Annotated in this window: 5 protein-coding genes and 2 pseudogenes; 2 read left to right on the top strand and 5 right to left on the bottom strand. The window is 44.2% G+C overall.

The window, feature by feature from the left end:
• Positions 1 to 118 precede the first annotated feature (118 nt).
• Positions 119 to 682, top strand: a pseudogene (locus FTU45_RS13285) (IS256 family transposase); the annotation flags it as partial.
• 103 nt (positions 683 to 785) lie between these two features.
• Here FTU45_RS13285 and FTU45_RS13280 read toward each other — a convergent pair.
• Complete coding sequence (locus FTU45_RS13280) at positions 786 to 1193, bottom strand: surface-adhesin E family protein (RefSeq protein WP_180076559.1); 408 nt, start codon at positions 1191 to 1193, stop codon at positions 786 to 788.
• A gap of 129 nt (positions 1194 to 1322) precedes the next feature.
• Here FTU45_RS13280 and FTU45_RS13275 point away from each other — a divergent pair.
• Positions 1323 to 1559: pseudogene (locus tag FTU45_RS13275) on the top strand (hypothetical protein); the annotation flags it as partial.
• 123 nt (positions 1560 to 1682) lie between these two features.
• On the opposite strand, the gene brxL reads toward FTU45_RS13275, so the two are convergent.
• Genes brxL through brxC form a run of 4 tightly spaced genes read right to left on the bottom strand, consistent with a single transcriptional unit; the run spans position 1683 to position 13749 of the window.
• Positions 1683 to 3722, bottom strand: a complete 2040-nt coding sequence (gene brxL, locus FTU45_RS13270) for a protease Lon-related BREX system protein BrxL (RefSeq protein ID WP_180076558.1) — start codon at positions 3720 to 3722, stop codon at positions 1683 to 1685.
• A 29-nt stretch (positions 3723 to 3751) separates the two neighbouring features.
• On the bottom strand, positions 3752 to 6376 hold the full coding sequence (gene pglZ, locus FTU45_RS13265) for a BREX-1 system phosphatase PglZ type A (protein WP_180076557.1): 2625 nt from the start codon (positions 6374 to 6376) through the stop codon (positions 3752 to 3754).
• A gap of 43 nt (positions 6377 to 6419) precedes the next feature.
• Positions 6420 to 10025 (bottom strand): BREX-1 system adenine-specific DNA-methyltransferase PglX, encoded by a 3606-nt coding sequence (pglX, locus tag FTU45_RS13260; protein WP_180076556.1) that lies wholly within the window; start codon positions 10023 to 10025, stop codon positions 6420 to 6422.
• Positions 10026 to 10074: 49 nt separating this feature from the next.
• Complete coding sequence (gene brxC, locus FTU45_RS13255) at positions 10075 to 13749, bottom strand: BREX system P-loop protein BrxC (protein ID WP_180076555.1); 3675 nt, start codon at positions 13747 to 13749, stop codon at positions 10075 to 10077.
• Positions 13750 to 13752 lie beyond the last annotated feature (3 nt).

Below are 13752 nucleotides of genomic sequence, written 5' to 3'. Positions count from 1 at the left end.
GTACATAGTGCACTAGGTTATGTATCACCTTTTGATTTTGAAGCAATGTACTATGATAAGATTAACCCGTTAGGTCAGGTGGCCTAACTTAAATAAAAAACTCTCCGACAAACCCGGTACGGTTCAGAAAAACCGAGGGCTGCAGGATATTCTGATCGCCTGTGTAGATGGACTAAAAGGCTTTCCTGATGCCATTAACAGCGTATACCCGCAAACCCACATCCAGCTGTGCATTATCCACATGTTGCGCAACAGCTTGAAATATGTGTCATGGAAAGATTACAAGGCGGTCACTCAGGATTTAAAAGCCGTTTATCAATCACCCACTGAAGAGGCAGCCTTGATGGCCCTGGATCAATTTGCCCAAACATGGGATAACAAGTACCCACAGATCAGCAAAAGCTGGCGTACACACTGGGAGAATCTGAATACCTTCTTTGCTTATCCAGCCGAGATACGCAAAGCCATCTACACTACCAACGCAATCGAGTCATTAAACAGCGTAATACGCCAAGCGATCAAAAAACGTAAAGTCTTTCCAACGGATGATTCTGTACGTAAAGTGATTTACCTGGCCATTGATGCAGCATCTAAAAAGTGGAATATGCCGATTCGCGACTGGCGTTTAGCCATGAGCCGCTTTATTATTGAATTCGGTGACCGCTTAAGCAATCACCTTTAAATTGATGAAAAGCAATTACACAAAATTATTTACAGGCTCCCCTCAGGCTCTTTACAGTCTCAACAAAAGCCCCTACTTTTAATTGCGTAGGGGCTTTACTTATTCATGATTCTTCTTCGCCATATAAAGCAGTACATACAACATACAGAATCTCTTCACCCTTTGAGTCAGGTATTACAGGTTCATATTGAGGTGAACGAAAAACATAAGAGTCAATTAACTTAGTTTTCTTATACGCATAGTACGCAAGAAACCCTAATTCATTTGTCCTACATTTAACTCCATATTTAACTAATCTATGATCACCAACACTCAAACCATCTTTAGATAAATCTGTATGAACTACCATCTTTAACCAAACTTCTGCTTGTTGTAGTGTTTCATAAGTCTTAACAATACGATCTGGATCTATATAAGTAGTAAACTCATCATCTTTATTCCATTCCATCCAATCAGCTTGAGCCACAACAGGAACAGCAATTATTAAACTTAATAATAATTTTTTTAACATGACTTCCCCCCTTAGAACTAAATAAATTATAACAGCCATAAAAATTTAATCACATGCAGAAAGTAGCCGTTTCCGCTTCTTTGCGACTTCACATGACGCAAGCCGTCTTATTGTCAACGGCATTCTAAAATTGACCCCTTTTACCTTACAAATGGCAAAGTAAAATTGACCCCTGAAATCAGAGAAAGAGCGGTTCAATTACTAATTGAATCTGAAAAAGATTATCCTTCTACTTGGGCAGCAATCACAGCTATTGCTCCTAAAATCGGTTGTACTCCTGAAACATTGCGTGTTTGGTATCAAAAATATTTAGATCAACAAAATCCTGTCAAAGTACAACAGATATCTGATCAAGAAAAAATGAAGGGTAATCCCCCCTAAAATACTAGCTCTTTAAAAGAGGCAGTATTATGCTTTTACAACATGGTGTTTAACTTGAGAAACTGAATTTAAAACAATCTACTGTAACTCTTCCAGACAGATATGAAATTAATCCACCCCTAGCCCTTTAAACACCGCATCTACCGGATCTGCATAGAAGCTGGTCTGGAACTTGGTAAACAGTTCCACAGGAATCGTTGGGATATCTGCCGCACTACTCATTGGCAAAGCAACCTTCTTGGCACCCGCATCAAAAGCAACTTGCAGACATTCGGCAATACTTTCCACGGGCGTTACAGATCCACCCAAGCTCATATCACCCAGTACCACCATCTGACTTTGTACCGATCGTCCTAAGAGGCCAGAAGCGAAAGCCACTAAACTTGGCAGAGCAAGATGGCTGAGCGGGCCGGTATTCTGTAACTCCACCACATGTAAGTGGAAGTCATGTTCCAGTACCTTACTGCCCCCCGAGATCCGAGAGGCGTTGGCCTTGAAGTAATCAAAAGCAATCTTGACCTGTTCTTTGGCACTGCTTGAATTCCATAAGCCAGATGTCGCCAACTTTCCTGAACCTTTAGTGACTTGAAGTTCTAAGCGGTATAAGCCTGGCATGCCCTTATTACTAAGGCCAATGGTATATAAGAAACCTGGCTTGGCTGGACCTTCGGGAATAAGTCCACCTCCACCCTGCTCTTTGACTGAAACAAAATGTTCTTCTAAGGTATCATTATCGATATAGCTGAAATGCACATCATAGAATTCCATGCCACCAATTTTTTTCAGCTGCTCTTTGACCCGACGGCGTACCTGCAGCGCATATTCCAGACATTGGCGTACATCTTCTTTATTAAACTGACCGTGTGGGTAAAGCAGCTTCATCAATCCAGAAACCGTCTTGCGAACGGCAATCACATCGCGCTGATTCAGGTTATTTCCGAGTTTGAAGTACTTCTCAATGGCATCCGCAAAACTACGCTTGCGCATTTCCCGGAAGAATTCAGCCAGATAATCAACGATTAGACCATAACGGTTGGTGAAGAACTCCGGGCGCATCTTGGGAATTTCCCAGCCGGGGATGTAAGCATGAAAACGATCGAAGAATGCCGAATCAATCATGGCTTCCGGGAAAGGTGCCAATAGATGGCTGGTTTTGACCAGGGATTCCACGCTTTGGTTGATATTACCCACAAAAACCATTGAAGCTGAGGCTTCCATCTGTTCCCGGCCACGGGCAAAAGATCCCGAGGCCATGTAGTCTTTCATGATCTGCACGCCATCTTTGTCCTTAAAGGAAATACCGGCGACTTCATCAAAGGCCACTACATCCCATAACCCCACCAGACCAATACGGCGGCTACTCATGTTATAGAACAGATTGGCGACAGTCGTTTGCCCACCCGAGACTAAAATACTGTTCGGTGAACACTCTTTGTAAATATGGCTTTTACCGGTACCGCGTGGCCCCAGCTCACAGACGTTATAGTTGTTTTCGACAAAGGGAATCATGCGCGCCAACAAGTGCCATTGCACCTCCTCTTTTAAGGAAGCCGGCTCCATACCGATCGAACGGATTAAACTCTCGCGCCACTGCTCAGTGGTTAACGCTGCCCGTCCGTTGAACAGCTCATCCATATTCATATTGGGCATCTGAATCGGCTTGAGTAAGCTCACCCCAAATGGAGAACTAGTCTGTCCTTCTTCAAAATAATAACTGAGCGTAGCAATGACCCAGATACCACCGACCAGCAGCTTTTCATACTCTTTGACGATGCCTGCCGAGATCTCGGCATCTTTGATGCCCAGATTACTAAATGATGCTTCGTATTTGTCCTTACGCTCATTCAGCTTTACGGTCACCCGATCAATGACCTTATAACTGCCACGCTCACGAACCAGGGATTTCACCTTCTCAGCTTCATCAGGTCGTACATAATTCTCAGCCAGTACGGTCTTTACGTTACGTAGTCCCTGTTCAATGATCTCTGGGTCATCCGAGGCACAGTACATCCCCAGCAGGTATTCGAGTACATAGACAGGGACATTGGCCCCTTCTTTAATCAGTTTGGTCAGATCCTTACGTACCACCCGCCCGGCAAAGTGTTCATTCAGCAGCTGATCCAGTTCTTTATCGTTAGCCAATTCCATATACGCCACGCTCTATCGTTAATTCGTTATCAGAAGAAGTCATCAGTAAATGCCAGATCAATGGTGACCTTATAGCGTTCCATTTCGATATTCAGGTCTTTGTCCTTCAGCACTAAAAAGTAATCTTTCTTACGGTCAAAATCAGTGCCAGACAATGAGAGTCTGACCTGTTTGACCCGATCGGCAACAGAGTCTGTACTGCTATCAAAAGTCAAAGTTTCTTCACTGGAAACTTTGAGATCCCCATCATAAATGGCAATGGATAAAGTCACTGGCATGACCAGCTCACTGACAGCTTCAGTTTGCATCAAATCAAACTTCTGGATGTTATTGACCATCTTCAGCGTGGATTTGGTAGAAATGACCTCAACTTTACGCTTGGTCCGCTGTCCAGCCTTTTCACCACGTAGCTGTTTTACCATCAGTACCGGCACCACAATTTCCTGAGGCATGGCTCCGCCATGCACGAAGCGTGAACCACCAACGAAATGGAAGCGATTGGCACCCTTTGGAATCCAGAAATCCGTTGCTGATACCGTGCCTGCCGTGGCTTGGGTTGAGCCTTTCCAGGCTTCCTTGCTCTCCGGCAAGCCATGCCCAATCACATAGCGTTTTTTGCTCTTCAATGTATTGGTAGGTTTTTCAGTCAAGCTTGAACGATCCGCAGATTCCAGTTTACTTTGCTGGAACAAGAAGCCATGGTCGGCTGTAATCAACAGGGTGGAAATATTGAAGTGCATTAAAATTTTACGGCTGAGTTCAGTCAGCTCTTCAATAGCATGTTCCACCGCCATAAAGGTCTCAGATTCTGTCGAGGCGCTGTCACCGCGTGCATCAATCACGTTGTGATAAACGTAAATCAGCTCATAGTCTTTCAGCGCTTCACGGCCTTCATCACGCGACCAGCCTTTTACCATTTCAGCGGTTACTGCCAATCCATTATAGGCAGCCAGAATTTTGGATCGTGCTGCAGTCCCTTTGCTGGACTGCCCATCTACTAAAACATCATCCCCTGCGGCCTCTTTGTACTCCAAAGTCTGATGCGGCAACAACGAGGCCATGCCAAGTGTGGTGTAACTTGGTACAACACCCAGCTGTGAAGACAAGGTCGCTTCAGAATAACGCTTTTCATTAATACGATCACGCAACTCTACCGCAGCTTCATAGCGGAAAGCATCACTGATAATTACCACAATACGGCGTTTCGTTGCAGAATTGAGTAAGGGTCTGACGTGGGTATCGTAGAAGTTCTGCTGATTTGGGATATCTGCCACTTTCCAAACATTCAAGCGTTGCTCAGCTTCAACCCGCTCTCCCCAGTTACGTGCCAAGTGGTCAATAAACCAGTAGGAGTAGCAATTTTCCACTTCTTCATCAAGTTTTTTCAGGATATCGACATGAGCGCGTTGAGAAGCAGCACTGTAGTGGCGATAGGCCATATCAAAGCGATACAACTCTTGCTCGTAGGCTTTATACAAGGCTTCGCTAGAGTCGAAATAGAAACCGGCATCAAACAGCAGTCGCAGGCTGAACAGCTCAATCGCTGCCTGCAACGCTGTATAGACGGTACGGTATTTACGGCGGGTTGCATCGTCCTTATGTTTGGAAGCCCAATAGCCATCCAGACGGGTAGAAATAACCGTTTTGAAATGTTCCAGTTCAGCTTTGGCTGCTGCGGGGATATGACTGGCCAAATCAACAATGATCTTTTGTTCAATCACTTCAAAGGTCATGACATCGAGCAGCTGCTCCAGATCAAAAGCCCCGACCTTTTCTTGGATCCGCAGTGCATTGGCCACGGTCTGGGAGAGTGTATCGAAGGTTGGGTAGTATTTGGAGCTGTCTCTCCAGCGTGACAAAAAGGCTCTGGCTGTTGCACGGGAGCTGACTGATGACATCACCAGTTCTTGAGCCCATAACGGTATATCGCCCAGGCTTTCACAGAAACCTGTAGTCATCAAACGGATAAAGAACGTACCGAGCTTGAATGGTACTTCCCCATTCAATTCTTCAACCGATGCTGGATAACCAATTTCCGCCTGTAATGCGGTCACCAAAGCCGGCACCAGTTGGAATTTTTCCAGTTCAGCAAAGGATTCTGGATTGACTTCCAGAGCCAGGTTCTGCTGTACCATTTCATCTGCCAACGCCAGAACAATATGCATCAGCTCGGCACTGTCGGCCTTGACCACAGCTGCAATCATGGCCATATCCAGATTCTGTTCATCTGCATCAGACTGGATATAGCGTTTTAAGGTGCTCAGACGCGCTTTGGCTTTAAGGAATTCTTCACGTTTGGCCAGATGTTCTCTTAGACTCTGCTGCTGTAAACCCAGCTCATTGAAAATAATCGAGAAACGATCGGCATAGAAGCTGCGTGAATACAGCTTGATGTCCAGTAACCAGTCTTTTTCGGTTTCAGGCTCAGCACTTGGGAAATACAGCAAGTATTTGCCCTGCTGATCTTCAAGTTCCAGTTTAAGCTTAATCGCAAGGCTGGATTCGTCTGCCATATTTAAAATATGGATATCATTTAGCTCTAGGGCTTTGATTTCTTCAGTAAATGAATGCTCTGCATCGTACCAAAAGACAATTCGGTGCTGTTCAGTATAAAAGGCTTGTTCCAGGCCTTGCTGTAGTTGACTTAAGTTCATGCAACCACCTCTGCATGATCTAGTGTGGAAGAAAAGCTATTCATCACTTTTCCCCCGTCACAGCTTTCACTTCAGCCAACAAGTCCCCAAACTTGCCATAGTTCACTTTCACCCCATCATCTAGATCCAGTGATATACGCTGATCGGCATAGTGACGCAGTTTTTCTTCAAAGCTACTCAGTTCAGCCTGTTGCTTATGCAGATTTTGTAGTTCTTTCTCTTTACGTTTAATTTCAGCAGCGGAATCACTGTTTTCGATTTCACTTTGCAAAGAGTTAACCATCGCTGCCATTTTAGAAATCAGTGGCATGACGTATTCAGTACGCATACGTGCCAAAGTGCTTTCGTTGTAGCGGTGCAAGTACACCAACGCCTGGAAAGCACCTTGTTTACCACTGCTGAATAACCAGTAGATCGGGCGCTTTTTATAGGTTTGCATGTGGTCTTTATAGAATTTGCTGGCTAAGTAACGGCGAATGGTATCTTCAGCGGTTTCATTGGCTTTTTTACCCAAGCTTTCTGCCAGCCACAGCATATTAGCGTCTAGTGTGTCTTTACCCCAAACCGCAGTTAAGAACTCTCGAATACGATGGGTGGCATCGTCTTCAAACCAGTGCACTTCGGTCAGTGGAATAATACCGTCAGCATCCGCTGGGAATGTTTGATAACGGCTGGTATCAAAATCCTGATTGCCTGCATGGGCATAGATCAAGCCCGGCTCATCCAAGCTATAACGTCCCATCATACAGCCAACTATATAGCTAATTAATTCAGTAAGAGTGTCGTACCTTATTCTTTCTTCTCTCTTATTATGCGGCACTTCTAGGCCAAATCTATAATCTGGATTACATGTTAATGTAATTTCATTCGCCTGAATTTCATTAGTTATTTCATCTGTAAGTTTAAAATAATCAATAAATAGTTGATTATTCTTTTCTTCTAATTGTTTTGTTTTTTCAACTATATTTTCCCAATAGTTCCTTAAAGATAAATAAGTATTTTTAAGATCACCTTCTTTAATTTCATTACGTAATAAATGAAGCTGTTGAAAATCCCAAGATCTTTCATATAAATCCCAATCTTCTTTATGTATTCTTATTAATTCTTGAGCTATTATTATAACGGCGCGATCAATCGAATTTAAATCGATTATTTTAAATAAACTTTTTACATTACCCACTTGATAAACCATTGTCGGATTCAAAATATTAATAATTTTTTGAGCAATTTTTGATGTCAAGAACCCTAATGCGACAGGAATGTTTTTAGAATCTTTCATAAAAATCGATGGACTAATAGAATCAAATATTACATTATCTGGTAATAATCTAACACCAAAAAATGAACTAGAAACCTTAGTCCAAGCTATTCCAGGTTTAAAATAAAATTCCTTACCTTGTAAACCTGAATTTTTATTGCTCTTAATTGTCTCTCCATTATTCGACCAGTCAACTACATGTTCTAAATTACCATACCATCTTCTATATTCGCCACCTTTATGGTATTTAAACCATTTCTGACTTTCAATCGGGACTTCCGCCCAAAATCTAAGGAATCTATTATTATCTCCTGTTTTAAGTCCCTCGGTAATCTTACTAAAATACTCATCAGTTATTACATTTTTAAAAATTGCTAACTCTTTATTCGTCAACCAATAAGCAATAGGACTACCTGGAACTTTCTTAAAATCATCTGGTTTAGTGTTAAAAAACCAACTGCAATCAGGATTATTAATGGCTTCTATAGTTTTTGGTGCTTGATTTTCATAACCTTTAAATTCAGATAATTTAACATAACTACCAACGAAATTTGGTATGTGTACTTTTCCTATAATAAAAGCACATACAGGAACACATGCAGGTTCAAAGGCATTATATTCAAGCTGAATGAGTGATTGAATTGTTGCATCGATCACTAATTTGGTACGCATTTGTTCAAATGAAGATATAAACATCCAAACGTAAGGCGTTACAAATGCTGTTTCACCAGATACTTTAGAAAGTTCTTGGCAACGTTCTATGAACATTGCAAACATGTCAGATTTACTGTCTGGGAATTGCATTTTGGCAAAATCTTTAAGTGCAGTATTCATTCCCTTACCGCCCATATACGGCGGGTTAGCGATTACAGCATCATATTCTTTAGCTAAGAGTTTTGCTTGAATCACCAAAGGCAATAATTTTTTAGCAGCGGCTTTCTGTAAGGTATCGCCATCAGCCACTAAGTCTTCTAAGGTATTCTCCAAATCAGCAAAGTCTTGTAGTTGGCTTTCCATACAGATTAAAGAACCAAAAGTTTTGGCTTCTTTAAACTTTTCTACCAGTTCTTGAATCAAAGCATAACGCGTATCATTGTCCGGGCTGCTTAAATCCTTTTGGTCATTGCCAAACAGATCTACATGACTCCCTTTTTGCCATGCTTGATTTAAGTTGAGATATTGCCAGATTTGATCTGCATCCAACTCAAGACTGTCCTGTAACGCAATAATATTCAGCTTCGGTGGATTGCTAAATAAACGGCGGTCATCCTCACGCGCTTTCATCAACAGCGCAAAACTGGCCAATTGTGCGGCTCGGGTATCAATATCAATCCCGTACAGGTTATTTTCCAGAATCAAACGTGGAATATCCCGGCTGCGGTAACCACGTTCTAAATAAATCGCTTTGAGGCAATCATAGGCTTCCACCAGAATATGCCCCGAACCACAAGCCGGATCCAGCACGGTCATGCTTTCAGGGTTTAAGCTATCGCCATCTTCACTGATCCGCACATCTATCAACTGTTTCAGCTGTGCATTGACTTCGTCGCTTTGCTCAGCCGGCTGAATATAGTATTCCCATGCGCTGGCCAGGGTACTTTCTGGATGGGCCATCATCCATAAACGACCGACACTGTTCTGTACCAAATATTTCACAATCCAGTTCGGGGTAAATAACTGTGTCGCGGCAGGAATGTCCTCACTCTTGACGACTTTACCAATCACCTGGTCTTTCTTTTCAGAAATATAGAACTGATACAGCCAGCCAATAATCTGCACATCCGACCAGTCTTCTTCCGGAATGCTGCTGACCAAATCACGAATCAAGGAATCGGTTTTGGTTAAATTGTCAGGTAATAACAGTTCTGACTCATCAGAAACCTGTTCAAACAGCAGTGGCATCACCTGATTTAACGCATGACACTGCGCCAGTAACAGTTCCCGGTACAGCTCTTCATCTTTATTGCCATCCAGCTTAAGCTCAGCCACACGGCTAGCATCTAAACCCGGTAGGTCGATATCCAGACATTCTTCCAGAATCTGCGGCAAGCCGGCGCTGCCATCAGCACTGCTCAGCACACGGCGGCCATGATCGAGTAAGCCTTTGCATTCCATGTAGCGAATCGCACAGAGACGGTTAAACCAGCTGTAAGCGATATAATCAATCGTCTGCTCAAAACTGCTGGTTTGAATGCGCTTGATCAGCTTCTCACGAGTTTTCATGACGGATAGCGGAAAAACCTGATCGCCAATCAGCAGCAAGTCGCCTTTCTGTTCAGCCGGTAAAATGCTGTCTGCGGTGATGCCATACTTGGCCGCCTGCTTGCGCATCGCTGCGATAAAATCATTGCGTGCTTGCGGTGCGTATTTTTTAATATTACTGGTATTCATTTAAAAACCTTCAATTGATTGCTGATGCCGTATAGATCGCTAAGCTGAGTTAGCGAATACGCACACGCTTTTTGTCACCCACGATTTTCTTCAGTTCAACTTTGAGTGCGTCTACAAACTGATCCACAGACTCTTCCGTTTCCAGATAGACACTGCTAGAGGTTTTGTTGTAAATGCTGGCGACATCGACTTCCACCACCGGTTTCGGCGGCACTACGGCGATCACGGGCTTTACCGGACTCACAGCAGCTGCTACTGGGCTGGCGGTGGTTGCTGTGCTGGTTACGCTCTCTGCTTTGCTCTGAGCCAGTTGTGCCGCTTTGGCCTGACGCTGAATTTCAGTCTGAACTTCTCGTTCCAGCTCATACAAGGCTTCATCAAAACGCTCGACGGCGGTTTGGGTTTGCAGCATGTAAATGGTGGACAGGCTGCTTTCCACTTCAATATCCGCTTTGAGCAATTGCAGCGGACGCAGTAGCTTGTTACTCAGCTCAGCTGTAGCAATGCCGCTGTTCTTGATTTCAGCTTCCAGCTGTTTGATCTTGTCATCCAGCTGCTCTAGCGCCTGACTGCGTTTTTCAGTTAGTAAGCGTTGATTGACACTTTCCACGGTGCGAACCAAATCAGCGATTTTATTTAACAGGCCGTAGGGCGATTCAAGGGTGGCAATACGATGTAATTCAGAGAGGGCTTTCTTTGCCACCTCATCACTGCCCAATGCCTGTTTATTTTTCTCAAAATGACGTAGAGCCTGCTGCAGTTGCTGCCAGCTTGGCATCTGATTGCTGAAGAACTCATGAATATCACGGTAGTCTTCTTCCAGATCCAGATAGTCGTCCTTGTTATCAACCACCGCTTTAAAGAAATCGAAGCTGTCGCTATTGGCCAGCAAGCGTTCTAAAGTCAGAATCGACCGCTCAATGACTTTCTTGCCAGGGAATTGCCCGACATCGGTTTTGCTCTTATACGACTTAAAGTTGGCTAACCAGGTCTTAAAGTTTTGGGTATAGAACTCAAACAGCTCTTTTTCTGTCGCTGGTCCCATGGCCGAGAATAGGTCTTGGGTCAGTTGGCGTGCCTGTTTCAACACCTGATCATCAGTCTGGCGCTTTTTAATAATGGAAACATCACGGCGACGGCGACTGTTTTGTAAAGGCTCAAAGGCCTCTTTCAGCTGCAAGCTGCCGCCATTTAACTGCAGTGAAATCCGCCCCATTGCCGCCAACTGCCCCACCAGCAGTAAAATCTCGGCATCCGGCCAGCCATAAGGACGTTTGGCAAAACGATCTATCACATCTGAGACTAGAATACGCTCTGTACCAGTGGCCCGTAGTGCAATGTACTGCTCCACTTCCTGTAGGGCTTTCGGATTGCTCTGTCCGCCATCCAGAGACAATCCGAGCTGCGCCATATCATCCACAGTCAAGACGGCGTTCAGTTCACGCCAGGCATCCTGCTGATAGACCTGCAAATAGCTCAGTTTGGTATAGGTGTTTTCCAGCAAATAACGACAAGCCTCATCCAGCTTGGTGGTTGGACTTGAAGATGAAAGTTGTAGATGTTGACCCAAGGCATAACTTTCCGCGTCCAGCAACATTTCTTCGACCCGGGCACGCAGGCGTTTTTTACGCTCCTGATTCTCACGACCACGGTCTGCCAGAATACGGGAAATATCGGACTGAGTGCCATCATCATTTAAGCGGATGAATTTATTGGTTTTCAGCCAGGTGCGCAGTTCATTAAAGAACTGTTTATCGTCTGCCAGTTTAAACAGCACTTGTCCTTCGGCCTGAGTACTTTTACCAATACAGTAAGCTTCAGTGTAGAGGTTGTATTCCGTATCCAGCGGAGAAATGATTTCAACTTTCAAATCGCTCTCATACTTGCCATCCAGGCTATGGCTATCTAGGAAACGACCAATCTGATAGTCCATCTTGTTGGCTTGATGGCGGTATTTGTTCTGATCGCGCAGTAAATCTTTAAAGATCAGATTGGCTAACTCTTTATTTTCTTCTGAAGCTGCTAAGTCAGTGGCTTTAATTTTGCGGGTAATGTCCCGCTCCTCATTGGTCAGGAACAGGAACTCATCGCCATTCCTCGTAATCAGGCTCTCTTTTTCCAGACGCTGCAGGCTCTCTTCAATCCGCTTGCGTAATGCCAGCTTGTCTTCATCAATTTTCTCAATCGACAAAGTCACCAGGTTATCCAATGTGCCTTTGATGATATCGACATAGCGGATCATGAACAGGGTACGCAGCATCTGCACATCAAAACCATCCAGGGTTTGATTCTGCCCTGCCTGATCGATGGTACGTTTCACTGCAGTATCCAGGAAACCTTCAACGGAAGCATAGAAGCGGTGGAACGGCACCAGTGCACCGACTTCATCTGTAGCAATCGCATTCGCGGCCATCTGGAACGCATCCAGCATGGACCGTTCACCATAGGCCAAGTGTGCACCGGTCGCACCGACTTTACGGATTTCTTCAAATACTTTTTGTACCAGCTGAAAATGGTACGGCGCAAAAGGATAGTTATGAATAAAGCTGTCTGGCCCCTCATAGTTCTTTAGGGTTGGGCCTGAACGGTCAAAGGTAATCTGATTTTTTAAGATATCGCCCTTTTGCTCAAACACCGATCTGAGCAATGCTTCTGCTTCTGGGGTTTTACGTAATAAACGTTTCTGGATGACTTCATCGGTATTGGAACTGGACAGTGATAAACGGGTTTTAAAACGTCCAGCAATCTTGGAGAAGTCATTGGCTTTGGAAGAAGACATCTCACCTAAAACGGCGTCGATGTCCGCTTGTGAGGTGACGATAATCCAAGCGCGGCCTTTACAGATCGTACCCAGGTTTTCAGTAATGGTTTGCAGTGTCAGCATCAAGCGGGTATCGCTGCCAATAAACTGCCCCACTTCATCCACCAGAAACAACATGCGTTGCTGGGGTCCTTTGCTGTCCAGGTATTCTTTCACCCACTGACAGAAGTTTTCGACCGAAACACTAAAAGTCTGCTCAGAATCCTCAAACCACTTGTGTGCCGCTTCAGCAGATAAGTTGAGGGCTTGGGAAATTGCGGTTTCGACATCATCCTGATAGAACTGATAGCCGTCACGTTCTTCTAGCCAAGATATGCCGCTAGATTCTTCAAAAGCCTGTTTAAAGCGTTCATACACCCCTTTCTGACTCAGGTGGCGCTCCATATGGGCAATGTGTGGATGATCAGCGCTAAAACCCTGATACTCGTTAAACACCCGTAAAAACACATTCAGGATCGGATTGCCATCGTCATTGGAACTGGCTTTACTGTCGATGTTAAACAGGATGACATCGGCATGATGGCTGACCGCCTTGCCAATATCGGCACGGATAAATGCATCGCGGATTTTGCTTTCATCAAAGAATTCTGCAGCACTGCGTTCGTTACCTTCCGCATCGCGTGCCACTTTATTGGCCAGAATATACGACAAGGTTTTCAGGAAATGTGATTTACCTGAACCAAAGAAGCCTGAAATCCAAACACCGACTCGGTTGGCAATCGAAGGATCGCTTAGATCTGTGCCATAAGACTGGAAAAAGTCACGAAAATGCTTTTCCAGCTCATTGGTGACCACATACTCATCGAGTTCCTGATATACCGTGGTATTGTCATTCTGATCTGCCTTGACCACCCCGTTAATCGCACGATCTAATGGCTTGTAAAAAAGTTCTTTAATGTTCATCTC

The sequence above is a fragment of the Acinetobacter sp. YH12106 genome (genome assembly GCF_013418995.1).
In the GTDB taxonomy this organism is placed as follows: domain Bacteria; phylum Pseudomonadota; class Gammaproteobacteria; order Pseudomonadales; family Moraxellaceae; genus Acinetobacter; species Acinetobacter pseudolwoffii.
The sequence above is the reverse complement of the archived record's forward strand: the minus strand, read 5'-3'. Positions and strand labels throughout refer to the sequence as shown.